The organism is Streptomyces sp. NPDC005408, assembly GCF_040606445.1.
Classification (GTDB): Bacteria; Actinomycetota; Actinomycetes; order Streptomycetales; family Streptomycetaceae; genus Streptomyces.
In genome coordinates this window covers 157806-183455 of sequence record NZ_JBEXEX010000002.1, presented here as the reverse complement: position 1 = coordinate 183455, position 25650 = coordinate 157806, and the positions used below count along the sequence as shown (strand labels likewise).

General features: G+C 70.1%; 23 protein-coding genes, 1 tRNA gene and 2 pseudogenes. 12 read left to right on the top strand and 14 right to left on the bottom strand.

From position 1 onward, the window contains the following. Nucleotides 1-1818 (top strand): PQQ-binding-like beta-propeller repeat protein, encoded by a 1818-nt coding sequence (locus ABZS64_RS02865; RefSeq protein WP_355822391.1) that lies wholly within the window; start codon nt 1-3, stop codon nt 1816-1818. Nucleotides 1819-2024: 206 nt separating this feature from the next. Beyond that, entirely contained in the window at nt 2025-2732 is a 708-nt protein-coding gene (locus ABZS64_RS02860; RefSeq protein ID WP_355822389.1) for a response regulator transcription factor, read from the top strand. Between the two features lie 94 nt (nt 2733-2826). Here the strand turns inward: ABZS64_RS02860 and ABZS64_RS02855 are convergent. Next, nucleotides 2827-3345 (bottom strand): annotated as a pseudogene (locus ABZS64_RS02855) (Na+/galactose cotransporter); the annotation flags it as partial. 214 nt (nt 3346-3559) lie between these two features. On the opposite strand from ABZS64_RS02855, the gene galT reads away from it, so the two are divergent. Genes galT through galK form a run of 3 tightly spaced genes read left to right on the top strand, consistent with a single transcriptional unit; the run spans nt 3560 to nt 6671 of the window. Beyond that, entirely contained in the window at nt 3560-4603 is a 1044-nt protein-coding gene (galT, locus tag ABZS64_RS02850; protein WP_355822387.1) for a galactose-1-phosphate uridylyltransferase, read from the top strand. Then, the gene (gene galE / locus ABZS64_RS02845; RefSeq protein WP_355822385.1) at nt 4600-5568 is read left to right on the top strand and encodes a UDP-glucose 4-epimerase GalE; all 969 of its coding nucleotides are present in this window, start codon (nt 4600-4602) and stop codon (nt 5566-5568) included. The genes galT and galE overlap by 4 nt, the downstream gene beginning before the upstream one ends. Next, a complete protein-coding gene (gene galK / locus ABZS64_RS02840) occupies nt 5565-6671 on the top strand; it encodes a galactokinase (protein ID WP_355822383.1) in 1107 nt (368 codons plus the stop codon). The genes galE and galK overlap by 4 nt, the downstream gene beginning before the upstream one ends. Nucleotides 6672-6761: 90 nt before the next feature. Here the strand turns inward: galK and ABZS64_RS02835 are convergent, their stop codons facing one another. Beyond that, nucleotides 6762-7208 carry an N-acetyltransferase gene (locus ABZS64_RS02835; RefSeq protein WP_355822381.1) on the bottom strand — a complete coding sequence of 149 codons (447 nt, stop codon included), beginning with the start codon at nt 7206-7208 and terminating at the stop codon, nt 6762-6764. 244 nt (nt 7209-7452) lie between these two features. Here ABZS64_RS02835 and ABZS64_RS02830 point away from each other — a divergent pair, with 244 nt between their 5' ends. Then, the gene (locus tag ABZS64_RS02830) at nt 7453-8232 is read left to right on the top strand and encodes a response regulator transcription factor (protein WP_355822779.1); all 780 of its coding nucleotides are present in this window, start codon (nt 7453-7455) and stop codon (nt 8230-8232) included. Here ABZS64_RS02830 and tamR read toward each other — a convergent pair. After that, entirely contained in the window at nt 8191-8688 is a 498-nt protein-coding gene (gene tamR / locus ABZS64_RS02825; protein ID WP_355822380.1) for a MarR family transcriptional regulator TamR, read from the bottom strand. The genes ABZS64_RS02830 and tamR overlap by 42 nt on opposite strands. A gap of 132 nt (nt 8689-8820) precedes the next feature. Between tamR and ABZS64_RS02820 the strand changes: the two genes are divergently transcribed. Together ABZS64_RS02820 and ABZS64_RS02815 are read left to right on the top strand one after the other, a co-directional pair. Beyond that, a complete protein-coding gene (locus tag ABZS64_RS02820; protein ID WP_355822378.1) occupies nt 8821-9642 on the top strand; it encodes a trans-aconitate 2-methyltransferase in 822 nt (273 codons plus the stop codon). Next, nucleotides 9642-10016 (top strand): VOC family protein, encoded by a 375-nt coding sequence (locus ABZS64_RS02815; protein ID WP_355822376.1) that lies wholly within the window; start codon nt 9642-9644, stop codon nt 10014-10016. The genes ABZS64_RS02820 and ABZS64_RS02815 overlap by 1 nt, the downstream gene beginning before the upstream one ends. Nucleotides 10017-10251: 235 nt before the next feature. Here ABZS64_RS02815 and ABZS64_RS02810 read toward each other — a convergent pair whose 3' ends face one another. Both ABZS64_RS02810 and ABZS64_RS02805 read right to left on the bottom strand, forming a co-directional pair. Beyond that, nucleotides 10252-10941, bottom strand: a complete 690-nt coding sequence (locus ABZS64_RS02810) for a TetR/AcrR family transcriptional regulator (RefSeq protein WP_355822374.1) — start codon at nt 10939-10941, stop codon at nt 10252-10254. Next, nucleotides 10938-11918, bottom strand: coding sequence for a fatty acid desaturase (locus ABZS64_RS02805; RefSeq protein ID WP_355822372.1), 981 nt, complete (start codon nt 11916-11918; stop codon nt 10938-10940). Before ABZS64_RS02805 ends, ABZS64_RS02810 begins: the two co-directional genes overlap by 4 nt. 213 nt (nt 11919-12131) lie before the next feature. Between ABZS64_RS02805 and ppc the strand changes: the two genes are divergently transcribed. After that, the gene (gene ppc, locus ABZS64_RS02800) at nt 12132-14861 is read left to right on the top strand and encodes a phosphoenolpyruvate carboxylase (RefSeq protein ID WP_355822370.1); all 2730 of its coding nucleotides are present in this window, start codon (nt 12132-12134) and stop codon (nt 14859-14861) included. A gap of 57 nt (nt 14862-14918) precedes the next feature. Here ppc and ABZS64_RS02795 read toward each other — a convergent pair whose 3' ends face one another. From ABZS64_RS02795 to ABZS64_RS02765, 7 genes are all read right to left on the bottom strand, one after another. After that, nucleotides 14919-15578 carry an LPXTG cell wall anchor domain-containing protein gene (locus ABZS64_RS02795; RefSeq protein ID WP_355822368.1) on the bottom strand — a complete coding sequence of 220 codons (660 nt, stop codon included), beginning with the start codon at nt 15576-15578 and terminating at the stop codon, nt 14919-14921. A 225-nt stretch (nt 15579-15803) separates the two neighbouring features. Further along, on the bottom strand, nt 15804-16271 hold the full coding sequence (locus ABZS64_RS02790) for a hypothetical protein (protein WP_355822366.1): 468 nt from the start codon (nt 16269-16271) through the stop codon (nt 15804-15806). Between the two features lie 55 nt (nt 16272-16326). Further along, the gene (gene pth, locus ABZS64_RS02785) at nt 16327-16920 is read right to left on the bottom strand and encodes an aminoacyl-tRNA hydrolase (protein WP_355822364.1); all 594 of its coding nucleotides are present in this window, start codon (nt 16918-16920) and stop codon (nt 16327-16329) included. A 125-nt stretch (nt 16921-17045) separates the two neighbouring features. Then, nucleotides 17046-17639, bottom strand: a complete 594-nt coding sequence (locus tag ABZS64_RS02780) for a 50S ribosomal protein L25/general stress protein Ctc (RefSeq protein WP_355822362.1) — start codon at nt 17637-17639, stop codon at nt 17046-17048. Nucleotides 17640-17860: 221 nt separating this feature from the next. Then, nucleotides 17861-18838, bottom strand: a complete 978-nt coding sequence (locus tag ABZS64_RS02775) for a ribose-phosphate diphosphokinase (RefSeq protein WP_355822360.1) — start codon at nt 18836-18838, stop codon at nt 17861-17863. Between the two features lie 109 nt (nt 18839-18947). After that, nucleotides 18948-20396, bottom strand: coding sequence for a bifunctional UDP-N-acetylglucosamine diphosphorylase/glucosamine-1-phosphate N-acetyltransferase GlmU (gene glmU, locus ABZS64_RS02770; RefSeq protein ID WP_355822359.1), 1449 nt, complete (start codon nt 20394-20396; stop codon nt 18948-18950). Nucleotides 20397-20505: 109 nt separating this feature from the next. Then, nucleotides 20506-20577, bottom strand: a tRNA-Gln gene (locus tag ABZS64_RS02765). 153 nt (nt 20578-20730) lie between these two features. Between ABZS64_RS02765 and ABZS64_RS02760 the strand changes: the two genes are divergently transcribed. Further along, nucleotides 20731-22065, top strand: coding sequence for a histidine kinase (locus ABZS64_RS02760; RefSeq protein ID WP_355822357.1), 1335 nt, complete (start codon nt 20731-20733; stop codon nt 22063-22065). 16 nt (nt 22066-22081) lie between these two features. On the opposite strand, the gene ABZS64_RS02755 is transcribed toward ABZS64_RS02760, so the two are convergent. Together ABZS64_RS02755 and ABZS64_RS02750 are read right to left on the bottom strand one after the other, a co-directional pair. Continuing rightward, nucleotides 22082-22573, bottom strand: a complete 492-nt coding sequence (locus ABZS64_RS02755; RefSeq protein WP_355822355.1) for an SUKH-3 domain-containing protein — start codon at nt 22571-22573, stop codon at nt 22082-22084. Nucleotides 22574-22583: 10 nt separating this feature from the next. Further along, nucleotides 22584-23090, bottom strand: a complete 507-nt coding sequence (locus tag ABZS64_RS02750; RefSeq protein ID WP_355822353.1) for a YwqJ-related putative deaminase — start codon at nt 23088-23090, stop codon at nt 22584-22586. A 218-nt stretch (nt 23091-23308) separates the two neighbouring features. On the opposite strand from ABZS64_RS02750, the gene ABZS64_RS02745 reads away from it, so the two are divergent. Both ABZS64_RS02745 and ABZS64_RS02740 read left to right on the top strand, forming a co-directional pair. Continuing rightward, complete coding sequence (locus tag ABZS64_RS02745) at nt 23309-24292, top strand: SMI1/KNR4 family protein (RefSeq protein ID WP_355822351.1); 984 nt, start codon at nt 23309-23311, stop codon at nt 24290-24292. A gap of 7 nt (nt 24293-24299) precedes the next feature. Continuing rightward, a pseudogene (locus tag ABZS64_RS02740) lies at nt 24300-25650 on the top strand (hypothetical protein); the annotation flags it as partial.

Below are 25650 nucleotides of genomic sequence, written 5' to 3'. Positions count from 1 at the left end.
ATGACGCAGCCGCCCCCGCCGCCGCCGAACCAGCCACCGGGTCCGCCACCGGGCCAGCCCCCGCAGGGCGGCTTCGGCGCACCCCAGGATCCGCCGCCCGGAGGCTTCGGAGCCCCGACGCCGCCCCCGCAGGATCCTTCGTACGGCTATCCGCAGACTCCGCCGCCCGCCCAGCCGCCGCCGGGACAGCCCGGTTACGGCTACCCGCAGGCGCCCGGGCAGGCGCCGGGCTACGGATATCCGCAGACTCCGCAGGGACAGCCGCAGGGCCAGCCCGGCTACGGGTACCCGACGCAGCCGATGCAGCCGCAGTACATGCCGCCCCAGCCCGGCGGTAGCGGCGGCGGCAAGAAGCTGAGCACGCAGATGCAGATCATCATCGCGGCGTCCGTCGCCGTCGTGCTGATCGTCGCGGGCGGCATCTGGTTCGCCTCCAAGGACGACGGTGGCGACGGCAAGAAGGACGAGGCCAAGAACAGCGCCAGCGGCGGAACCCAGGGTTCCGGCGGCGGCACCGGCGGTGGCGGAAAGGCCGCCGACGGCCCCGGCAAGGAGAAGGCACCCGCCAACGTGCACTCCAAGGTGGCCTTCCAGCTGCCGGAGCCCGCGCGGACCGACCTCACCAACGTCAAGGGCTCCTGGGTCACCGACAAGGCCTACGTCAAGCCGGGCGTCAACTCCCTCGTCGGCTACGACGCGGCCAAGGGCAGCGCCCTGTGGACCCTCCCGCTCCCCGGCCAGATCTGCGCGGCCTCCCGCCATCTCTCCCAGGACAACAAGGCCGCGATCGTCTTCGAGGCCAAGAAGCGGACGCCGCCGAAGAACTACGAGCAGTGCACCGAGGTCGGCGTCGTCGACCTCAACACCGGCAAGCTGCTGTGGAGCAAGTCCGTCACCGGCACCTCCAGCGGTGACGGCAAGACCAAGTTCACCGAGGTCACCCAGAGCGGCACCACGGTCGCCGCGGGCGGCACCGACGGCGGTGCCGCGTTCGACCTCAACAGCGGCGCCGTCCGCTGGAAGCCCACTGCCAACGCCGAGGGCTGCTACGACATGGGGTACGGCGGCGGCCCGGCGCTCGTCGCCGCCCGCAAGTGCGGTTCGTACGACAACCCGCAGGTCATCATCCAGGGCCTGAACCCGGACAACGGCACCCCGGTCTTCTCGTACAAGCTGCCGCCCGGCGTCGGCTACGCGAGCATCGTCTCCACCAAGCCGCTGGTCGTCGCTGCCGACGTCGGTGACACCGGCTCGGGCGGCATCTCGGACTTCTTCTCGGTCGACGACAAGGGCGCACTGCGCGCCAAGATCTCGGCGACGGGCGACAAGTTCCAGGCCAGGTGCGGTTCCACCGAGGTCGAGGCCTGCCAGAAGGTCGCCGTCGGCAACGGCAAGCTGTATCTGCCGACCGCCGACCACGAGGGCAGCGGGGAGTACGGCGACACCAACGAGATCGTCTCGTACGACCTCGCCAGCGGTAAGCCCACCAGTGACCGTGCAGACGCCGGTGACCGGTTCACGATGTTCCCGATCCGGATGGACGGCGGCAACATCATCGCGTACAAGTGGCCCCCCTACGACAAGGGTGGCCAGATCGTCAGCATCGACGGCGCCACCTTCAAGCAGACGGTCCTGATGGACAATCCGGCCGACAAGGCGGTACGGGAGGCGGAGACCAGCTTCTCCACGGACTACGCCGAGTACCGCTATGCCAACGGCCGGCTGTACGTGGGCGGGGTTCTGATGAGCAAGCCGTCGTCGTCCTCGTCGTCCTTCGGGAAGAAGTACCTGGCTGTCGCCTTCAGCACGGCCGACTGACACCCGTCGCGCGGCGCGACCCGGCCCATGGCCCGGCACATTGGATCACCGATGTGCCGGGCCACGGTCATAAGTAGCCCTGTTTGGCGAAGAATTCGGCACTCTGGGGGGCTTCTGCCGAGTTAGGGGCGCGCGATCTCGAACAAGCGTGTAGCTTGCCGGGTCAGGAGGGCCGGGGGGCCAGCTCCGGCGGGGAGGGTTGCTCGATGGGCGTGCGGCTCGTGGTGGTCGACGATCACCGACTGCTCGCCGAGGCACTCGCCTCGGCCTTGAAACTGCGCGGGCACCGGGTGCTCGCGGCGGCGGCTCCCGCGGCCGGTGCGGCAGAATTGGTGATCAACAGGGCGCCCGACGTGTGTCTGATGGGCACGGCGACCCCGGCGGAACCGGGCGCCTTCGATCCGATCGTCACCATCAAGCGGGAGCGCCCGCAGGTGGCCGTGGTGGTGCTCGGCCCGGTGCCCAACCCTCGCGGGATCGCGGCTGCCTTCGCGGCCGGCGCCTCCGGCTATGTGCGCCACGACGAGCGCATCGAGGGTGTCGAACGCGCCATGGTCAAGGCACGGGCGGGCGAGGCGGTGGTGGCCCCGCAGCTGCTCCAGGGTGCGTTCGCCGAGCTCCTCAACCCGGCCGCCCAGCCGGACGACGAGGGACAGCGGCTGCTCCAGCTGCTCACCCCGCGCGAGGTCGAGGTACTGGTGAGGGTCGCCGAGGGCGAGGACACCCGGCTGATCGCGGCAGGAATGGGGATCGCGCCGAGCACGGCCCGTACCCATGTGCAGCGGGTGCTCATGAAGCTGGGGGTCGGCTCCCGCCTCGAGGCGGCGGCGCTGGCCGCGCGCACGGGGCTCCTGGACCGGGCGGCGATCGTCTCGTCGCCGCCCGGAGACGGCGGAGGGGGAGTGGAGCAGTGACTCAGGCGTCCTCGGACGGGGCCGCCGTCGGGCGGAGCTTCAGCCAGATCAGGAAGAAGAGGCCGAGGGCGAGCATGCCTAGGCCCGTCCTCGCGAGGACGAAGAGACCGGCGATGACGATCGAGACCACCTGCGGCCAGCCGAGCAGCGCCTCGACGACGATCGAGAGGGCGTAGAGGTTGACGCCCGCGATCAGGATCGCGGCGAAGGCGAAGAGCACCGAGCTGAGCAGGTGTGCGGATTTGTCGAAGCGCTGGAGCAGGAACTCGGGGACGCTTCGGACCTTGGAGCCGTAGTGGAACGGCATCATCACCAGGCCGAGGAAGATCATGGCCGGGATGGCGCATCCAGTACCAGTGGACGACGGCGACTCCGTACTGCGCTCCGGTGGCGGCCGTGCCGAGGATCTCGGTGGCGCCGAGGTTGGCCGCGACGAAGCGAGGCCGGTGACCCAGGCGGGCAGTGAGCGTCCGGAGAGAAAGAAGTCCAGGCTGGTTCTGACACTGGCGCGGGCGGCGAAACCGATGCCCAGGACGACGGCGAAGTAGATCGCCAGGATCGTGTAGTCGAGCCCGTTCGTGGGGAGCCGGAGCCCTTCGGCCAGGTATTGCATGGGAACTCGCTTCGTTGCGCGAACTGATCAGACCGGAACTTACGTCGTCATGTTCAAAAACTGAACACTTCTCTTGGTGTTCTTTGTTTGATTGCGATCGAGCTGGTGGATATGTCCCGGGGTAAGCGCGTACTGCGGGCCCATTGACGGCGACTGTTGGCTTGTGATTTGTTATGTGCGGTTCTGTTTGTGTGGGAGGCTGAGGGAGCCCCAGGTGAAGAAGACGTCGACCCGGCTCGCCGACGGTCGTGAGCTGCTCTACTACGACTCCCGCGACGACGCCGTACGCGACGCCGTCGACCGGCGGCCGCTCGATCCCATCTCCACCACCTCCGAGATCCGCCGCGACCCGCTCCTCGGCGACTCGGTCGCCATCGCGTCGCACCGCCAGGGCCGCACCTACCACCCGCCTGCCGACGAGTGCCCGCTCTGCCCGTCCCGGGACGGCCGCCTCAGCGAGATACCCGCCGCCGACTACGACGTCGCCGTCTTCGAGAACCGCTTCCCGTCCCTGGACGGCGACTCGGGGCGCTGCGAGGTCGTCTGCTTCACCTCCGACCACGACGCCTCGTTCGCCGACCTCAGCGAGGAGCAGGCCGCACTGGTCCTCGACGCCTGGACCGATCGCACCGCCGAGCTGGCCGAACTCCCGCAGGTGGAGCAGGTCTTCTGCTTCGAGAACCGGGGCGCGGAGATCGGCGTGACGCTGGGGCACCCGCACGGACAGATCTACGCGTACCCCTTTGTCACCCCGCGGACGTCGCTCATGCTTCGCTCGGCGGCCGAGCACAGGGCCAGAACCGGGCGCAATCTCTTCGACGACGTGATGGAACAGGAGCTGTCCGACGGCGCGCGCGTGGTGCTGGAGGGCGAGCACTGGGTCGCCTTCGTGCCGTACGCGGCCCACTGGCCGTACGAGGTGCATCTCTACCCGCGCCGGCGGGTGCCGGATCTGCGGGCGCTGGACGAGGCTGCGCGCACAGAGTTTCCACAGATCTATCTGGAACTCTTGAGGCGCTTCGACCGGATCTTCGGGGAGGCCGAGCCGCCGACGCCGTACATCGCGGCCTGGCACCAGGCGCCCTTCAACGAGGTCGACCGGAGTGACTTCGGGCTGCATCTCGAGCTTTTCACCATCCGCCGGACTTCCGGCAAGCTGAAGTTCCTCGCGGGTTCCGAGTCCGGTATGAGCGTGTTCATCAATGACGTGCCGCCGGAAACCGCGGCCCAGCGACTGCGAGAGGTAGCGAGTACATGAGTGGGAAGTACCTGGTCACCGGCGGTGCGGGCTATGTCGGCAGCGTGGTCGCGCAGCATCTGCTGGAAGCGGGGCACGAGGTGACCGTCCTCGACAACCTCTCCACCGGCTTCCGCGAGGGCGTCCCCGCGAGCGCGGACTTCATCGAGGGCGACATCCGCGATGCCGCCAAGTGGCTGGACTCCTCGTACGACGCGGTGCTGCACTTCGCCGCCTTCTCGCAGGTCGGCGAGTCCGTCATCAAGCCCGAGCAGTACTGGGCGAACAACGTCGGCGGGACGATGGAGCTGCTCGCCGCGATGCGGTCCGCGGGCGTGCGCAAGCTGGTCTTCTCCTCCACCGCGGCGACGTACGGCGAACCGGTCTCCACGCCCATCACGGAGACCGACCCGACGGCCCCCACCAGCCCCTACGGCGCGTCCAAGCTGGCCGTCGACCACATGATCACGGGCGAGTCGGTGGCGCACGGCCTCGCGGCGGTGTCGCTGCGGTACTTCAACGTGGCGGGTGCGTACGGCAGTTACGGTGAGCGCCACGACCCCGAGTCGCACCTCATCCCGCTGGTCCTCCAGGTCGCGCTCGGCAAGCGCGAGTCGATCTCGGTCTTCGGGGACGACTACCCGACGCCGGACGGCACCTGTGTACGCGACTACATCCATGTCGCGGACCTCGCCGAGGCACATCTGCTCGCGCTGGACGCGGCGAAGCCGGGCGAGCATCTGATCTGCAACCTCGGCAACGGCAACGGCTTCTCGGTCCGTGAGGTCATCGAGACCGTACGGAAGGTCACCGGGCACCCCGTCCCGGAGGTCGTGGCGGCGCGCCGCGGCGGCGACCCGGCGGTGCTGGTCGCCTCGGCGGCCACCGCGCAGGAACGCCTGGGCTGGGAGCCGAGCCGCGCGGACTTGGCGGGAATCGTGTCGGACGCCTGGGACTTTGCCCGGGGGAGGGAGAACGCGTCATGAGCGAAGGTGTGTGGGCAGCGCCGGGACGAGTGAATCTGATCGGTGAACACACCGATTACAACGACGGTTTCGTGATGCCCTTCGCGCTGCCCCACACCACCGTCGCGACGGTTTCGCGGCGCGACGACGGTGTGCTGCGGCTGCACTCGGCGGACGTCGAGGGCGGCGCGGTCGAGCTGCGCGTCGACGACCTGGCGCCCGGGCGGGGCCCGGGCGGCTGGACCGACTATCCGGCGGGCGTGGTCTGGGCGCTGCGGGACGCGGGCCACGCGGTGGGCGGCGCGGACATCCACTACGAGTCCACGGTGCCGACGGGCGCCGGGCTCTCGTCTTCCGCCGCACTCGAAGTCGTCACGGCGCTGGCCCTGAACGACCTGTACGAACTGGGCCTGGAGCGGTGGCGGACGGCCAGGCTGTGCCAGCGCGCCGAGAACGTCTACGTCGGCGCGCCCACCGGGATCATGGACCAGACGGCCTCGGCCTGCTGCACCGCGGGCCACGCCCTGCACCTGGACACGCGGGACCTCTCGCAGCGCCAGATCCCCTTCGACCTGGCGGCGCTGGGACTCGAACTCCTGGTGGTCGACACCCGGGTGAAGCACGCCCACAGCGAGGGCGAGTACGGCAAACGCCGCGCGGGCTGCGAATCGGCAGCGGCGGCGCTGGGCGTCCCCGCGCTGCGGGACGTCGCGTACGCGGACCTCGGCGCGTCCCTGGACCGGCTGCCCGATCCGGAGCTCCGCCCCCTGGTCCGGCACATCGTGACCGAGAACCACCGCGTCGAGCGAGTGATCGCACTCCTGGAGTCCGGCGAGGTCCGCGCGATAGGCCCGGTACTCACCGAGGGCCACGCGTCCTTGCGGGACGACTTCCGCATCTCCTGCCCCGAGCTGGACCTGGTGGTCGACACGGCCCTCGCATCGGGAGCACTGGGCGCCCGTATGACCGGCGGCGGCTTCGGCGGCTCGGCGATCGTCCTGACGGAGACCTCGATGTCCCCTACGGTCCGCAAGTCGCTTCTGGAGTCCTTCGCGACGGAGGGCCACAAGGAACCCCGGATCTTCACTGCGATTCCGTCTCCGGGCGCGAGGCGCATGTCCTGAGGGGCAGGTGTCTGAACCGGGTGAAGCCCCCACGCGGCGGAGCCGCACATGTCACGGCAGGGAAGGGGCGGGGTGGGGAACACGCCCCGCTCAGCCCACGAGCCGCTTCGTCAGCAGGAACTCCGTGGCCCCCGGCGGATACTCCGCCACCCGCCCCACCACCTCGTACCCCTGCTTCCGGTAGAAGTCCGGCGCCTGGAAGTCCCATGTCTCCAGGCGCGCGTACTCGCACTCCCGCTCCACCCGCGCCAGCCGTTCCGCCTCCCCCAGCAGCCGGGAGCCAAGGCCCGCGCCCCGGTGTTCCGTCGAGACCCACAGCAGGTCCACATGGAGCCAGCGCGCCCACGTCAGGGCGGTCAGACCGCCGACGACCGCGCCCCTCGAGTTCAGGGCCCAGACCTCCAGCGGCACTTCGTCCTCGTGCGGCGTCCCCCGCAACCTGCGTATCGCCGGTGACCGTTCCGCGTTGCTCGATTCCAGTCGTTCGCCGAGCAGCCTGCGCCGATCTTTGTCGACTTCTGCCTCAATACGAAACATGAGGCACACCCTAAACAGCCTGGCCAATCAGTTCTGCAAATAACCTTCCGCTCCAGCCACCCAGCCGTACTCTGATGCTCAACACCGGTGGGGGCCGGTGTTGATCAGGGGGCGAGACAGTCGGGTACGACGCCCGGGGCGGGGTATCAGTCACAGCACGGCGGCGGCCGAGCGACCGCTGTAGTACCCCATTTCTCCGGGCGCCGTACCCGCGCCGGTCCGTCCTCCGACACTGGGGGTGTCTGTGGTTCGTATCCGGGTCCTGGTGGTGGACGACCACCGAATCTTCGCCGAGTCACTCGCTGCCGCCCTCGCGGCCGAGCCCGATGTCGACGTCGCCGCGGCCGGCAGCGGCCCCGCCGCGCTGCGATGTCTGGAGCGCGCGGCCGCCGACGGGCGCAGATTCGATGTCATGCTCGTCGACGCCGACCTCGGCACCCAGCCGGTGGTTCCCGGCGCCCGCGCCGTCGTTGCCCGTGCCGTGCCGGACAACGGCGAGGAGGGCCTCGTCGACGGCATCTCCCTGGTCGCCGGTGTCCGTTCCGGCCAGCCCGCCGTCCGTACGGTCGTGCTCGCCGAGAAGGACGACCCGCGCCGCGCCGCCCTCGCGCTCCAGGCCGGTGCCTCCGGCTGGGTCGCCAAGGACTGTTCGCTGCAGCGGCTGCTGGCGGTGATACGAGGGGTGTTGAGGGACGAGACCCACCTGCCCCCGGCCCTGCTCACGGGCGTACTGCGGGAGTTGACCGCCGCCCGCAAGCACCGCACCGAGAGTGAGCGGCTCGTGGAGTCGCTCACCCCGCGCGAGAGGGAGGTACTGCGCTGCATGGTCGCAGGCCTGGGGCGCAAAGCCGTCGCCGAGCGCCTCTTCCTGTCCCCGCACACCGTCCGGACGCATATGCAGAACGTTTTGGGGAAGCTGGGCGTCCACTCCACGCTCGCCGCGGTCGCCCTCGCACGCCGCGCAGGTGTCGGCCCCGTGGACCTAGCCGGGGACGTTGTCGAACGGGGCGGTCAACTGGCGTAGCAACGCAGCCAGTTCCGCCCGCTGCGCCCGCGACAGCTCAGCGAGGATCGCACGCTCCTGCGCAAGCAGCCCGGCCAGCGCCTGGTCGGCGCGGTCCCGCCCTTCGGGGGTGAGGCGCACCAGCACCCCGCGCCGGTCACTGGGGTCCGGCAGCCTCTCCACCAGGTTCTTCTTGGCCAGCCGGTCGATGCGATTGGTCATCGTGCCCGATGTGACCAGGGTCTGGGTCAGCAGCTGGCCGGGTGAGAGCTGATACGGAGCGCCCGCGCGCCGCAGCGAGGTGAGCACGTCGAACTCCCACGGCTCCAGGTTGTGCTCGGAGAAGGCGAGCCTGCGGGCACGGTCGAGATGGCGGGCGAGCCTGGAGACGCGGCTGAGCACCTCGAGCGGTTCCACGTCGAGGTCGGGGCGCTCACGGCGCCATGCTGCGACCAGTCGATCGACCTCGTCCTCCATGTCGATCAGTGTAGAGGGTCTGTCGATGTGAAGTCTCTTGACATCAAGATATATTCAGGCTCAACCTTGGGCATGGTCGGGCCGGAACCTCGTTCCGTTTCGGCACACCGTTCCAGTAAAGGGGGCTCGAACATGCATTCCGCACCAACCTGGGATCCACATCAGTATCTGCGCCACGCCGGACACCGGACCCGGCCGTTCCTTGATCTGCTCGCCCGGATACCGCAGTTGCCGAACCTCGACCGGCCCGCCCGCATCGCGGACATCGGCTGCGGCCCCGGAAATGTCACCGCACTGCTCGCGGACCGATGGCCCGACGCCCACATCACCGGTTTCGACCTCTCACCCGAGATGCTCGCCCTCGCGGAGAAGGAGCACGCGGGCACCACGTCCGGCGGTGGCTGGCTCGACTTCAGGCCCGCCGACGCCGCGCACTGGATGCCCGACGCTCCGTACGACCTGATCGTCTCCAATGCCGCACTGCAATGGGTGCCCAACCATCCCGAGTCTTTTCCCCTGTGGATCGACGGCCTCACTCCCGGCGGCACTCTCGCCTTCCAGGTTCCCGGCAACTTCACCTCTCCCAGCCACGCCCTGCTCGGCGAGCTCTGCGACACCCCGCAGTGGCGCGACCGCCTCGGCGACCACGGGCGCCGCTATGTCCACATTCTGGAGCCCGCCGACTACCTCGGCCGTCTGGTGAACCTCGGTTGCGAGACGGACACCTGGGAGACCACCTATCTCCAACTCCTGACCGGGGAGGACCCGGTGCTCGACTGGGTCAAGGGCACGGCCCTGCGCCCGGTCCTCACCGAACTCGCGGACGATCCCGACGCCGCACACGAATTCCTCGGCCAGTACCGCGATCTGCTGCGCAAGGCTTACCCGCCGGGCCCGCACGGCACGGTGTTCCCGTTCCGCCGCGTCTTCGCCGTCGCACGAAAGGGGGCGTGATGCCGGCCGCTGTGGACCATGTCCAACTCGCCGCGCCGTTAGGGTCGGAGGGCGCCCTGCGCGCGTACTACACCGATGTGCTCGGCATGACGGAGATCCCCAAGCCGCCGGTCCTCGCGGCCCGTGGCGGCTGCTGGTTCGAGGCGGGGTCCGTCCAGCTCCATCTGGGCATCGAAGCCGACTTCAGGCCGTCCAAGAAGGCACACCCGGGCCTGCGGGTCACAGAGATCGAGGCGTACGCCGCGCGGCTGGAGGAGCGCGGCGCAAAGGTGGTGTGGGACGACAACCTCCCCGGCCACCGACGCTTCTACTCCGAGGACCCGGTCGGCAACCGGCTGGAGTTCCTGGAGCCGTCGGGGACGGGGGCGGTCTGAGTGCACGGGAGCGCCCCGCCGGCCGGAGAAACGGTGCGACGGGGCGCTCGGTGCACGGACCCGCGGATCAGTACAGGCCGGGGTAGATGGTCCAGCCGTTGCCGATCTTGGCCCTGGTGTTGAATCCGCCGCGGCCGTTGGCGGTGTACCGGTACAGCTCGCCGCCCGCGTCGGCGCCCAGCAGATCGGCCCGCCCGTCGCCGTCGATGAGATGGCGGATACGCGGTGAGTCCGGTCAGCTCTTGCGGTGCCCTATCAGCCGTGGTTTCTGCTCAAGACCGTCCAGGCCGTGCCACGCCAGATTCACCAGATGCGCCGCGACCTCGGCCTTCTTGGGACGGCGGGCGTCCACCCACCACTGGCCCGTCAGCGCGACCATGCCGACCAGCGCCTGGGCGTACAGCGGAGCCAGCTTCGGGTCGAAGCCGCGGGTCTTGAACTCCAGGCCGAGGATGTCCTCGACCTGGGTCGCGATATCGCTGATCAGCGAGGCGAAGGTGCCTGTCGACTGGGCGACCGGCGAATCACGGACGAGGATGCGGAAGCCGTCCGTGTACGTCTCGATGTAGTCGAGCAGCGCGAACGCGGCCTGCTCGAGGAGCTCGCGTGGATGGCCCGCGGTCAGCGCGCTCGTCACCATGTCGAGCAGCTGGCGCATCTCGCGGTCGACCACGACGGCGTACAGCCCCTCCTTGCCGCCGAAGTGCTCGTACACCACCGGCTTGGAGACGCCTGCCTTCGCGGCGATCTCCTCGACCGATGTGCCCTCGAAGCCCTTCTCGGCGAACAGGGTGCGGCCGATGTCCAGCAGCTGCTCCCGGCGCTCCGCCCCGGTCATCCGGACCCGGCGTGCCCGCCGGCTTCCGGAGGGCCGCTTCTTGTCCGTACTGCTGCTGCCGCCGTCGATCGCCACGTCGTCAATCATGCCGCTTCGGCTGCCTCGCCCTTGCGCCGGGCGTCGATACGGGAGGCATCGGGCCAGCGCACGTCGTCCGCCCAGCCCAGCAGCTCGAACCAGCGGATCAGCCGGGCACTGGAGTCGACCTGGCCGCGCAGCACGCCGTGGCGGGCGCTCGTCGGGTCGGCGTGGTGGAGGTTGTGCCAGGACTCGCCGCAGGACAGCACCGCCAGCCACCAGACATTGCCTGAGCGGTCGCGGGACTTGAAGGGGCGCTTGCCGACCGCGTGGCAGATGGAATTGATCGACCAGGTGACGTGGTGCAACAGGGCGACCCGGACCAGCGAGCCCCAGAAGAAGGCCGTGAAGGCGCCCCACCACGACATCGTGACCAGGCCGCCGACCAGCGGCGGGATCGCGAGGGAGAGCATCGTCCAGTAGATGAAGTCACGGGAGATCCGGCGCAGCGCCGGATCCTTGATCAGATCCGGTGCGTACTTGTGCTGCGGCGTCCGCTCCTCGTCGAACATCCAGCCGATGTGTGCCCACCACAGGCCCTTCATCAGCGCGGGGAGCGTCTCACCGAAGCGCCAGGGCGAGTGCGGGTCGCCCTCGGCGTCGGAGAACTTGTGGTGCTTGCGGTGGTCGGCCACCCAGCGCACCAGCGGGCCCTCGACGGCCAGCGAGCCCATGACCGCGAGTGCGATCTTCAGGGGGCGCTTCGCCTTGAAGGAGCCATGGGTGAAATGGCGGTGGAAGCCGATCGTGATGCCGTGGCAGCCGATGTAGTACATGGCCACGAGCAGGCCCAGATCGAGCCAGCTCACCCCCCAGCCCCAGGCCAGCGGCACGGCCGCGAGCAGGGCGACGAAGGGCACCGTGATGAAGAGCAGCAGGGCGATCTGCTCGCTCGACCGCTTGCTGTCCCCGCTGAGCGTGGCATAGGGGAGGTCGGCCGACGGCGTCTCGGGGACGTCGTCCAGCAGATCGGGGCTTGTCGTCATGGGGGTCCCCTGTGGGGTGAGAGATAGGAACAGAGGCCGCGTTACGGACGCGTAACCTACGGCAACGTAAGTATGGCAGCGCGCAGCCTCGCGGCAAGAGACCTGTGGATAACGGCAGGGAAATGGACACCTATCCTGGGTGTCGTCGGACAGCGCGGTCCGCAGCCTCCAGAACCCTCCAGACGTGCTCAAACACTGCAAGGAGCCGCACCTGTGAGCAGTGCCGACCAGACCCTCACCGCCAGTGCCGAACTGCGCGCCGACATCCGCCGACTGGGCGACCTTCTGGGCGAGACCCTCGTCCGGCAGGAAGGCCCCGGGCTCCTGGAGCTCGTCGAGCGGGTCCGCGCCTTGACGCGCAGCGATGGTGAGGCCGCAGCCGAGCTGCTCGGCGACACCGACCTGGAGACCGCAGCCAAGCTGGTGCGCGCCTTCTCCACGTACTTCCATCTGGCCAATGTCACCGAGCAGGTCCACCGCGGCCACGAGATGCGCGAGCGGCGCGCGGCCGAGGGCGGTCTGCTGGCCCGTACCGCGGACCGGCTCAAGGACGCCGACCCCGAGCATCTGCGCGAGACGGTCAGGAACCTGAACGTCCGGCCCGTGTTCACCGCGCACCCCACCGAGGCCGCCCGGCGCTCCGTACTGAACAAGCTGCGCCGCATCGCCGAGCTCCTCGAAAGCCCGGTCAGCCCCGCCGACCGGCGCCGGCACGATCTGCGGCTCGCCGAGAACATCGACCTCATCTGGCAGACCGACGAGCTGCGCGTGGTACGGCCCGAACCGGCCGACGAGGCGCGCAACGCCATCTACTACCTGGACGAGCTGCACGCCGGCGCCGTCGGCGACGTCCTGGAGGACCTCGCCGCGGAACTGGAGCGGGTCGGCGTCGAACTGCCCGCGGGCACCCGGCCGTTGACCTTCGGCACCTGGATCGGCGGCGACCGCGACGGCAACCCCAATGTCACCCCCGCGGTGACCTGGGAGGTGCTGATCCTCCAGCACGAGCACGGCATCACCGACGCGCTCGATGCCATCGACAGCCTGCGCGGACTGCTCTCCAACTCCATCCGCTACGCCGGTGCGACCGAGGAGCTGCTGAGCTCGCTCCGGACGGACCTGGAGCTGCTGCCGGAGATCAGCCCCCGCTACAAGCGGCTGAACGCCGAGGAGCCGTACCGCCTCAAGGCCACCTGCATCCGGCAGAAGCTCGTCAACACCCGCGAGCGCCTCGCCAAGGGCACGCCGCATGCGGAGGGCCGCGACTACCTCGGCACGGGCGAGCTGCTGCACGATCTGACCCTGATCCAGACGTCGCTGCGCGCCCACCGCGGCGGGCTGTTCGCCGACGGCCGCATGGACCGTACGATCCGCACACTCGCGGCCTTCGGACTGCAGCTGGCGACGATGGACGTACGAGAGCACGCCGACGCTCACCACCACGCCCTCGGGCAGCTCTTCGACCGTCTCGGCGAGGAGTCCTGGCGGTACGCCGACATGCCGCGCGACTACCGGCAGAAGCTGCTCGCCAAGGAGCTGCGCTCGCGGCGGCCGCTGGCGCCCACGCCCGCGCCGCTGGACGCGGCGGGCGAGAAGACGCTCGGGGTCTTCCACACCGTCAAGGAGGCCTTCGAGCGCTTCGGGCCCGAGGTCATCGAGTCGTACATCATCTCGATGTGCCAGGGCGCGGACGACGTCTTCGCGGCCGCCGTGCTGGCGCGCGAGGCCGGACTGATCGATCTGCATGCGGGCTGGGCGAAGATCGGCATCGTGCCGCTGCTCGAGACGACGGACGAGCTGAAGGCCGCGGACGTCATCCTCGACGGGATGCTGGCGGACCCGTCGTACCGGCGTCTGGTCTCCCTGCGCGGAGACGTCCAGGAGGTCATGCTCGGGTACTCGGACTCGTCGAAGTTCGGCGGCATCACCACCTCGCAGTGGGAGATCCACCGTGCCCAGCGCAGGCTCCGTGACGTCGCGCACCGCTACGGCGTACGGCTGCGGCTCTTCCACGGCCGCGGTGGAACCGTCGGCCGCGGCGGCGGCCCCTCGCACGACGCGATCCTCGCGCAGCCCTGGGGCACGCTGGAGGGCGAGATCAAGGTGACCGAGCAGGGCGAGGTCATCTCCGACAAGTATCTGATCCCGTCGCTGGCCAGGGAGAACCTGGAACTGACGGTCGCGGCGACGCTCCAGGCCTCGGCGCTGCACACCTCGCCGCGCCAGTCGGACGAGGCGCTGGCCCGCTGGGACGCGGCGATGGACACGGTCTCGGACGCGGCCCACGACGCGTACCGGAAGCTGGTCGAGGACCCGGATCTGCCCGCGTACTTCTTCGCATCCACGCCCGTGGACCAGCTGGCGGACCTCCATCTGGGCTCGCGCCCGTCGCGCCGCCCGGACAGCGGGGCCGGTCTCGACGGTCTGCGGGCCATCCCGTGGGTCTTCGGCTGGACGCAGTCGCGGCAGATCGTGCCGGGCTGGTTCGGTGTCGGCTCGGGCCTGAAGGCGCTGCGCCAGGCGGGCCTGGACACGGTCCTGGACGAGATGCGCGAGCAGTGGCACTTCTTCCAGAACTTCATCGCGAACGTCGAGATGACGCTGGCCAAGACGGACCTGCGGATCGCCCGCCACTACGTCGACACGCTCGTGCCCGAGGACCTGAAGCATGTCTTCGGTGCGATCGAGGCGGAGCACGAGCTGACGGTGCGGGAGGTGCTGCGGATCACGGGCGGCGAGCGGCTGCTCGACTCCAACCAGGCGCTTCAGCAGACGTTCGCGATCCGCGACGCCTATCTGGACCCGATCTCCTACCTCCAGGTCTCGCTGCTGGCGCGCCAGCGCACGGCGGCGGAGAAGGGCGAGGAGCCGGACCCGCTGCTGTCGCGTGCGCTGCTGCTGACGGTCAACGGAGTGGCGGCGGGCCTGCGCAACACGGGCTGACGGCACGCACTGCGGCCCCCTCCCGGCACTGGGAGGGGGCCGCAGTGTGCTCGCTCGTCAGTGCTGGTGGGCCTTGCGGCGGCGGGCGGCCAGGTAGCCGCCGGCGCCGACCAGGGCCGCGGCGAGCGCCGAGATCGCGCCGAGCGGTGCGCTCGAACCGGTCTCCGCGAGGTCACCGCCGCCGTTGGCGGACGGGGACGGTGCGGCCGTCGGGGCCGTGGAGGCGGGCGCCGATGAGGTGGGCTCCGCCGTCGGCTTCTCGGAGGGCTTGTCGGACGGCTTGCCGGTCGGCTCCTCGCCCGGCTTGTCGTCGCCCTCGCAGTCGGTCCAGAAGACCTTGTGCTTGCCCGCGCCGTGCTCACTGTCGAAGTTCCAGGTGAGCTTGTAGTGCCCGTCGGGCAGGTTCTTGTCGTCCGTACGGCCGTGACCCTCGCCGTCCAGGGTCAGCGAACCGCTGTCCGCGAGCTTGTCCTTGGTGCCGGTGGGCGGCATCTCGACGATCTTCCAGTCGACTTTCTGGCCGCTGTCGAAGCCGAAGGCGTCGAGGTAGAACGAGCAGACGTGCGGCTCGTTCCTGCGGAGTTCTTCGCCGGTCTTGGCGTCGTGGATTTTCACGGTGCCGTTGTCGCCGGGAGAGGTGGCGTGCGCGGCGGGAGCGGTCAGCAGCGAGAGCGCCGCTGCCGCCACCAGGGCGCCGGTGGACCTGAGGGTGCGCATGGGCAATCCAACGGGGGAGAAGGGACGGATGCCGTGGGGGGCGGCTCAGCGTCCTGTGAACCCGTGCGCCGGTCAATACACGTGCTGACTCATCCGCACCAAGAGTCATCGATTGCCCCAATAGTCCTGGATAACGATCAGGTGAATGTGGCGTTCCGGTAAGGCGGTTGGGGGCTGAGGGCCGTGACTCGGGGCCGTGACTCGGTCTGTGCCCCGGGTCCGGGCTCAGAGCGCGAGGAACGCTCCCACCAGCAGTGCCCCGCCCGCCGCCGCGGTCGCCCAGGCGATCCGGTTCAGCCGCAGCCCGCCGCCGATGACCAGAGCCGCAAGCAGCAGGGCGCCTCCCATCGGGAGCCAGGCGTGCAGTACGCCCGCCGTGCCGGTGCGGACCAGCTCGTCGGTGCCCGGCTTCACGACGACCGGAAGCTTCGCGCCCTTCGTCACGGCGACCGACTTCTCGATCGTCATGCCCTTGCGGGGTGCCGCCGTGCCCTCCGGGTCGTACGGGCCGGTGCAGGTCTTCTCGCCGCAGTCGGCGACCGTGAGCGTGCCGTGTTCGCGGCCCTTCGCGAGCAGTACGTGCTGTGCGTCGCCCCACGACGACCAGAAGCCCGCGACGATGAGCAGCGCGGCAACACAGGCCATCGCGGCACGACGGCCGTAGAGGAGCATGCGGGTCCGGTTCGAGCTCATGGGGCGCGATCCTTGGCCATAGGTGCGCGCTCGGTCAACCTCGGGCCCGGGCTTATCAGGAGTTGTACGTACTTTGCGCCCGCTCAAGGCCCTCGATCACCAGGCACTCCACGGCGTCCGCCGCGCGGTCCACGAAGTAGCCGAGCTCCTTGCGCTCGGTCGCGGAGAAGTCCTTCAGCACGAAGTCCGCGACCTGCATCCGGCCCGGCGGACGGCCGATCCCGAACCGTACGCGGTGATAGTCCGCGCCCATCGCCTTGGTCATCGACTTCAGGCCGTTGTGCCCGTTGTCGCCGCCGCCCAGCTTCAGCCGCAGCATGCCGTAGTCGATGTCCAACTCGTCATGGATCGCCACGATGTTGGCGACCGGCACCTTGTAGAAGTCCCGCAGAGCGGTGACCGGGCCGCCGGAGAGATTCATGTACGACATCGGCTTGGCGAGGATCACCCGGCGGTTCGCGGCTCCCGGCGGGCCGATCCGGCCCTCGACGACCTGCGCCTGCGTCTTCTGCGCACGCTTGAACTTGCCGCCGATGCGCTCCGCGAGCAGGTCGGCGACCATGAACCCGACGTTGTGCCGGTTCGCGGCGTAGTCGGGCCCGGGATTGCCGAGGCCCACGACGAGCCAAGGGGCGTTCGCGTCGGACATCTGCGCTGCGTCTCCTCGCGTGCGGTTGCGTACGGACAGGAACAGACAGGGAAACGGGGTGGCGGGCCGCAGCCCGCCACCCCGTCAAGCCAAGCTCAGGCAGAGCTTAGGCGGTGTCTTTCGGCTCAGGCCTCGACGGCCTCTACGCCCTCACCCTCGGCCTCGGCGGCCGGCTCCTCGGCCTGTGCGGCCAGGACCTGCAGGACGACGGTGTCGTCCTCGACGGCCAGGGTCGTGCCGGACGGCAGCGTGATGTCCTTGGCGAGGATGGAGTCACCGGCCGCGAGGCCCGCGATGGAGACCGTGACGGACTCGGGGATGTGCGTGGCCTCGGCCTCGACCGGCAGGGCGTTCAGCACGTGCTCGACCAGGTACGCACCCGGGGCGAGCTCGCCCTCGGTGTGCACGGGGATCTCGACGTTGACCTTCTCGCCGCGCTTCACGATGAGCAGGTCGACGTGCTCCAGGTAGCCCCTCAGCGGGTCGCGCACGACGGCCTTCGGGATGGCCAGCTCGGTCTTGCCCTCGATCTCCACGGCGAGCAGCACGTTGGAGGTACGCAGGGCGAGCAGCAGCTCGTGGCCCGGCAGCGAGATGTGGATCGGGTCGGAACCGTGGCCGTACAGAACACCGGGAACCTTGTTCTCACGGCGGACGCGACGGGCCGCACCCTTGCCGAACTCGGAACGGATCTCGGCGGCGAGCTTCACCTCGGACATGTGCACTCCTCGTATTGCAGAAAGATCTGGTGGCGGTCACCCGGCCACGACAGGCCTGCTACGAAGAGCGCGTCGATAACGGACCGCCGTACCTACAGGTACGGCCTCCCTCGCCGAGCAACTCGGACAGTCTACGCGGAGTCCGCCGAGCGACCGAATCGATCAACGAGAAGGGCCGCACCCACCGGGTGCGGCCCTTCACTCGCACACGACTGTGGCGGTTACGCCTGCTCCTCGAAGAGGCTCGTCACAGAACCGTCCTCGAACACCTCACGCACCGCGCGCGCGATCGTCGGCGCGATCGACAGCACCGTGATCTTGTCGAGCTCGAGGTCGCCCGGGTCGGGCAGCGTGTTCGTGAACACGAACTCGCTCACCTTGGAGTTCTTCAGACGGTCCGCGGCCGGGCCGGACAGGATGCCGTGCGTCGCCGTCACGATCACGTCCTCCGCGCCGTGCGCGAACAGGGCGTCCGCAGCGGCGCAGATGGTGCCACCGGTGTCGATCATGTCGTCGACGAGGACACAGACACGGCCCTCGACCTCACCCACGACCTCGTGGACGGTCACCTGGTTGGCGACGTCCTTGTCACGGCGCTTGTGGACGATCGCCAGCGGGGCGTCCAGACGGTCGCACCAGCGGTCGGCGACGCGCACGCGGCCGGCGTCGGGGGAGACGACGGTGAGCTTGTTGCGGTCGACCTTCGCGCCCACGTAGTCCGCGAGGACCGGCAGCGCCGACAGATGATCGACGGGGCCGTCGAAGAAGCCCTGGATCTGGTCGGTGTGCAGATCGACCGTGAGGATGCGGTCGGCACCCGCGGTCTTGAGCAGATCGGCGACGAGCCGGGCCGAGATCGGCTCGCGGCCGCGGTGCTTCTTGTCCTGCCGGGCGTAGCCGTACGACGGGATGATCACGGTGATGCTCCGGGCGGAGGCCCGCTTCAGAGCGTCGATCATGATCAGCTGCTCCATGATCCACTTATTGATCGGAGCCGTGTGGCTCTGCATCAGGAAGCAGTCCGCGCCGCGGGCCGACTCCTGGAAGCGGACGTAGATCTCGCCGTTCGCGAAGTCGAAAGCCTTCGTCGGCACCAGGCCGACACCCAGCTGGTGCGCGACCTCCTCGGCCAGCTCGGGGTGGGCGCGGCCGGAGAAGAGCATCAGCTTCTTCTCGCCGGTCGTCTTGATCCCGGTCACAGCACTGTCTCCTCAGACGTGTTCTCTGGCCGCGGGTGTACTGAGCGCGAGCCAGCCGAATTTGTGTGCACGTATCACGGTACGCCGAGATCGGCGCCCCCGTTTCCGGTCAGTTCTCGTCGGCGACTTCTTCCGTTGCCACCTGGGCCGCCTGGGCGGCAGCGCTTCCGGGGCGCTTGCGAGCCACCCAGCCCTCGATATTCCGCTGCTGGCCGCGGGCGACCGCCAGCGAACCGGCGGGCACATCCTTCGTGATGACCGAGCCGGCCGCGGTGTACGCGCCGTCCCCGACCGTGACGGGAGCCACAAACATGTTGTCCGAGCCCGTCTTGCAGTGTGAGCCGATCGTCGTGTGGTGCTTCGCCTCGCCGTCGTAGTTCACGAACACGCTCGCGGCGCCGATGTTCGTGTACTCGCCGATCGTCGCGTCGCCGACGTAGGAGAGATGCGGCACCTTGGTGCCCTCGCCGATCGTGGCGTTCTTCATCTCCACGTACGTACCGGCCTTGGCCTTGAGGCCGAGCTTCGTGCCGGGGCGCAGATACGCGTACGGACCGACCGAGGCCGATTCGCCGACGACCGCGGAGTCCGCCACCGTGTTGTCCACGCGGGCGCCCGCGCCCACGACGGTGTCCTTGAGGCGCGAGTTGGGGCCGACCTCGGCACCCTCGGCCAGATGCGTCGCGCCCAGCAGCTGGGTGCCCGGGTGCACGATCGAGTCCCGCTCGAAGGTCACCGTCACATCGAGGAGCACCGATGCCGGGTCGACGACCGTGACTCCGGCCATCATCGCCCGCTCCAGGAGGCGCTCGTTGAGCAGCTTGCGCGCCTCGGCGAGCTGGACGCGGTTGTTGATGCCGAGGATCTCGCGGTGGTCGCCCGTGACCGAGGCGCCGACGCGGTGGCCGGCCTCGCGCAGGATGCCGAGGACGTCGGTGAGGTACTCCTCGCCCTGGCTGTTGTCCGTACGCACCTTGCCGAGCGCGTCCGCGAGGAGCTGCCCGTCGAAGGCGAAGACGCCGGAGTTGATCTCCCGGATGGCGCGCTGCTCCTCGGTGGCGTCCTTGTGCTCGACGATCGTGGTGACGGCGCCGGTGACGCCGTCGCGCACGATCCGGCCGTAGCCGGTGGAGTCCGGCACCTCGGCGGTCAGCACGGTCACGGCATTGCCGTCGGCGGTGTGTGTCGCGGCGAGCGCGGTGAGCGTCTCGCCGGAGAGGAGGGGGGTGTCGCCGCACACGACGACAACGGTGCCCTCGGGGGTCCGGCCGAGTTCTTCGAGCGCCATCCGGACAGCGTGCCCGGTGCCGTTCTGCTCGGCCTGGAAGGCGGTGCGGGTGCCGGCGTACTGCTCGGCGAGATGCCCCTTGACCTGCTCACTCGCGTGACCGACGACGACGACGAGGTGCTCGGGGTCGAGCTCGCGTGCCGCGGAGACGACATGTCCGACGAGCGAGCGCCCGCAGATTTCGTGCAGGACCTTGGGGGTCTTCGACTTCATGCGGGTGCCCTCACCCGCTGCGAGGACGACGACGGCTGCCGGGCGGTTGGCGCTCACGGGAATGCCCTTCGGCTTCGGGTGGTGGACATCCGAAGGATACCGGGGGGTTTCAGGGGCCAATTAAGGGCGGGTCCTGACCCTGTGAGTCAGAACCCGAAGTGAGAGGCTCCCCCGCCAGGACTCGAACCCGGACTAATGGCACCAAAAGCCACTGTGCTGCCAATTACACCACGGGGGATAGCGGAGGCGAGCAATCCGGACGTATCTCCGGGCTGTCGACTCGGCACCCCACACTATGCCGTACCACCCGCCCTCGGTGCGACGGGACTTGTCGCCGGGGCTGCTCGTACTCCCAGGAAAATGAGTCGCGCCCGCCCGTAGGCTGGAAGACATGACCGTAACGGGGGCACACCAGGACGGCACGGGCGGGACCGCCCGCAGCTGGTTGTGGTGGGGACGGCGGCGCAGTGTCGCACTGGATGTGGGGCTCGGGCTCGTCTCCGCCTTTGAGTGCGCTCTGGAGGGTGTGGGGTTCGCGGACAAGGCCGCGATTCCCGTGCCCGTCGGAGTGCTGTTCGGGCTGGTCGTCGGATCCGTACTGGTGCTGCGGCGGCGATGGCCGATCGCCGTGGTGCTGGTGTCGATCGCGACCACTCCGGCCGAGATGGGCTATCTCATGGGCGTCGTCGGGCTCTACACGCTCGCCGCGTCCGACATACCGCGCCGGATCACCGCGACGCTCGCCGGGATGTCGCTGGCCGCGACGCTGATCGTGACGTTCGTACGGGTACGCCAGGACGTGTCGTCCGCGGACTTCGATCCGGAGCCCGGCGCCTGGTACGTACCGACCATGGCGGGCTTCATGTCGCTCGGCCTGACCGCGCCGCCGGTGCTCTTCGGCCTGTATATAGGGGCAAGACGCCGGCTCATGGAGAGCCTGCGGGAGCGCGCGGACTCGCTGGAACAGGAGCTGTCGCTGCTGGCCGACCGGGCCGAGCAACGGGCCCAGTGGGCGCGTACGGAGGAGCGGACCCGGATCGCGCGGGATATGCACGACGTCGTGGCACACCGCGTCTCCCTGATGGTCGTGCACGCCGCCGCGCTGCAGGCGGTCGCGCTGAAGGATCCGCAGAAGGCCGTGAAGAACGCCGCGCTGGTGGGGGACATGGGCCGGCAGGCGCTGACCGAGCTGCGGGAGATGCTCGGGGTGCTGCGGGCGGGGGAGAACGAGCACCGCGGGGTGAAGCCGGTGCCGCTGGCCGCCGTGGGGGTCGCCGCGGCCGCCGCCGCGGCTGCCGCAGCCGACGACGGGCCCGGCCTGGCCGACCTGGAGGGCCTGGTGGGCCAGTCCCGGCAGGCAGGGATGGTGGTCGAGCTCGCGGTCCACGGCGAGGTGCGGGAGTACGCGCCGGAAGTCGAGCAGACCGCGTACCGCGTGGTCCAGGAAGCCCTGACGAACGTCCACAAGCACGCGGCCGGAGCGAAGGTGCTGGTGCGGCTCGCGCACCGCGACGCCGAGGTCGCCATGCAAGTGGAGAACGGCGCCCCGGACGCCAGTGGCACGGCCGCGGCCGCGGGGCTGCCGAGCGGCGGCAACGGCCTGGTGGGGATGAGGGAGCGGGTGCTGGCGCTGGGCGGGGTGTTCGTGTCCGGGCCGACGGACGCGGGCGGCTTCCGGGTGTCGGCGGTACTGCCGGACGGGGACGGGTGCCCGGAACCGGCCTGACGGTCCGCGTGGTCCCTCAGCCCAGGGTCAGGCGGGACGGCTGGATGCCCGTGACCATGGTGGTGAGCGCCTGGTCGATGTCCGGGCCGAGGTACCAGTCGCCCGTGTGGTCGAGGCTGTAGACCCGGCCCTCGATGTCGATGGCCAGCACGGCCTGGCTGTCGCCCTCCTCCCCGAGCGGGGCGACCTCGGTGTCCAGCGCCCGCCCCAGATCCGCGAGCGTGCGCGCGAGATGCAGCCCGGCCAGCGGGTCGAAGTGAACGGGCGTCGGCGCTGTCTGCCGCCCCGGACCCGGTGCCGTCACGCGCAGTCCCCCGAACTCCGCCCAGGCCTCGACGGCCGCCGGAAAGACCGTGTGCCGGTGCCCGCCCGGCGAGACATACGCGCGCAGCGTGTCCGCCCAGTGCTCGGCCAGCTTGATGTCCCAGCGGCCGGGCTGCCAGCCGGCCTCGCGCAGGGCTGCGTCCACGGCGACCGGGAACCGGGTGGTGCTCAGGTGGTCGGGCATGGGTGCGGGATCAGCCGTTCTCGGGTGCGGTCGGATCGACGGGGCGTACCCCGAAGTGGTCGAGCATCGCCGTACAGGACCGGCAGGGTGGTGCGTAACTTCCGTGCAGCGGGTCGCCGTCCTCGCGGATCCTACGCGCCGTCAACTTCGCCTGTTTCAGCGCCCGTTTGGCCTCGCTGTGGGTCAGCGGCCTGCGCTGCGCCCGCTTCGAGCGCTGCGACTCCGCCGCTGTGAGCTGACGCGAGAGCAGGATCGCCTCGGGACATCGCCCGGTGAAGCGTTCGCGCTGTCCGCTGGTGAGGGTGTCGAGGAAATCCTGTACGAGTGCGTGAAGTGCGGGCGGCTGGTCGGCCTTTCCGGCAGTGCAGGTGAGGGTCTCGCCGCGTACGGAAAGTGCGGCCGCGACGGCGGGCAGGATGCCGTCGCGGCGGTGACCCAGCGCGGGCGGCTGGTGAGCCTCGGTGCTGCTCCAGCTGAGGCGTGGATCACCTGAAGTATTCGGTTGCGCTGTGTGCATGGTGTGCTCGTCCCCTCCCTGCACTCCCCCGAGTTGCTGGGACAGCCTGCCAAATGGGACGGGTGGTGTGGAAGCGGGGGCACTGAAACGTGTCGACCCGTCGGCATTCGGTCACACGATTGTGACTGTTGGTGATGGAAGTGGAGCGTCGGACCTCCCTGTTGCACCACCGCATAGGCTGTCCTGAACCAGCCGGAACGCAGCAGGGGGCAACCGCCATGACGACAGGTCGGCTCGGGCACAAGGCCGCGCCACCGAACGCCGCCTACGCCGGGCAGGTCGTGAACTTCCCGGACCCGGTCCGGGCCTCCCGCCACCCCAGAGGTGTGCGTGTGGACGAGAACGGCTATCCGGACTTTTCAGCCTACGCGCGTGCCGCCGCGGAGATCGCGGAGCCCCCGGAGGGCTTCGGCGTCGACGAACTGCGGCTCACCGACTACGTATCGGCGAACGCGGCGCTGCACGCCGACGGCCATGCGCTGTGGGACACGATCCCCGCGGTCGCCACGCCGCACGGCTGGACGTGGCACCACGTCCCGGGCACACGCCGGCTCGAACTGGTTCCCGTCGAGGTGAAGGCGCTGCTGCGGCACCACGGCGGTCTGGCGACGACGCCCGTGGACCAGAGCAAGCGCGGCACCCGGCCGCTTCAGGAGACCCGGCCCGCGCACTTCGGGCTGCCCAAGGGCGTGGTCTCGGTGACCGAGCAGCAGCTGCTCGGCGTCGAGGAGGATCTGGGATACCGGCTTCCCGGCGCGTACCGCACCTTCCTGAAGGCGGCGGGCGGCTGCGCCCCGGTCGGTGCGGCGCTCGACGCCGAGCTGGGGCTGCTGGTCGACCAGCCGTTCTTCACGGTGCGGGACGAGGCCGCGGTCAATGATCTGGTGTACGTCAACAAGTGCCTGCGGGACCATCTGACGAAGGACTATCTGGGCGTCGCGTTCGTCCAGGGCGGGATCCTGGCCGTGAAGGTCAGGGGCTCGGCGATCGGCTCGGTGTGGTTCTGCGCGTACGACGACGCACGCGACCAGGACGGCTTGGACGTGCAGCAGCGTGTGGAGCGGCTGCTGCTGCCGTGCGGCGACGACTTCGACGGTTTTCTGCGTCGTCTGGCGGGTAACCCGCCGGAGCTGGAGACCGTGGCGAACCTGATGGTGGACGGCGGCTTCGCGCGCGCCGTCCCGATCTCGGACGAGGGGTGACGGTCCGATGGTGACCTTCGCGCAGGCGCAGGAGCGCGCGGAAGAGTGGGTCAACGGCGATGTGCCCGCGTACCAGCACCGTGAGGTGCGGGTGCGGGAGTTCGAGCTGGGCTTCGTGGTGTGGGCGGAGGACCGCGAGGGCGGGGCGCGCTCGGGCGGCGGGGAGCAGCGTCTGGTGATCGCCCGGGACAGCGGTGAGGCGACGCTGTGGCCCGGACTGCCGGTGGGTGAGGTGATCCGCCGGTACGAGGAGGAGTACGGGATACAGGACGAGGCCGCGGCCGCTGCTGCGGCGGAGCCGCCGCAGCGGATCGACCTGAACCAGACGTCGTTCCTGTTGAGCCCGCCGGAATGGCTCCAGGAGGCGGCGGACAAGATCGGAATCCCGGACCGGCGGTCGCCGGAACCGGGTGCGGGTGCGGGGGCCGCGGCCGCGGCCGCGGCTTCGGCTTCAGGTCCTGGGCCGGCTTCGGGTACGCCTTCGGGTGCGGCTTCGGGGGCGTCGCCTGTGGGTCCGCCTGCGGGTGAGCCCGTGGTTACGGCTTCAGGTGCGGCCGAGCCGGCGGGCGCGGGTGCGCCGTCGTCGGGGGCCGACTGGTCGGCGCCCGCTGCGGCTTCGGCTGCCGCGGGGCCCAACGCGTCGCAGGCGGGCGGGAGTTCCTCGTCCGCGTCCGGTTCTGCATGGCCCGAGGCCGGGTCGTCGGCCGGATCCCCGGCCGCGTCATCAGGAGCCAACGCCTCGCAGGACGGGGCCGGTTGGCCCAGCGCTGGTGGCGGTAACCACGAGCCCACCGCCTCCGAGGGTGTGCCCGCCACGCCGTCCGGGGCCACCCCGTGGACGGACACCAGCGCGGCCGGTTCGGACGACGCGTCCGTACCGCTGCCCGCCACCGTCTTCGCGCCGCCGATCTCCGGGGCGGACGACGACACCCCGCCGCCGGCTTCCGGCGCGGACGCGCCGACCGCGCTGATGTCGGGCGGCAGCCGGCTTCCGCGGACCACGGTCGCCCCGGCGCTGAACCAGCCGGGCGCCGGTGCGCCCGCGGGACCGGGCGGGCAGGGCGCCGCCGACATCGCGGACGCGGCCACGAGCAAGGCGGTCGTGCCGCCGCGTGCCGCGCGCGGTGCCTCCCGCGGCGGCGGCTCGACGCCTCCGCCGCCGCCCGGCGCCCCCGGCACTCCGGGCGCGCGGCCCGGGGCGACGCCGCCGCCGTCTGGGCCGGGTGCTCCCGGTGCTCCGGCAGGTGGCTATCTGCCGACCCAGCTTGTCTCGCAGCTAGGCCCGGAGGGCCCGCAGCCGCCGAGCGCGCCCGGCGCTCCGGGTGCGCCCGGTGCTCCCCAGCCTCCTGGCCCGCCCG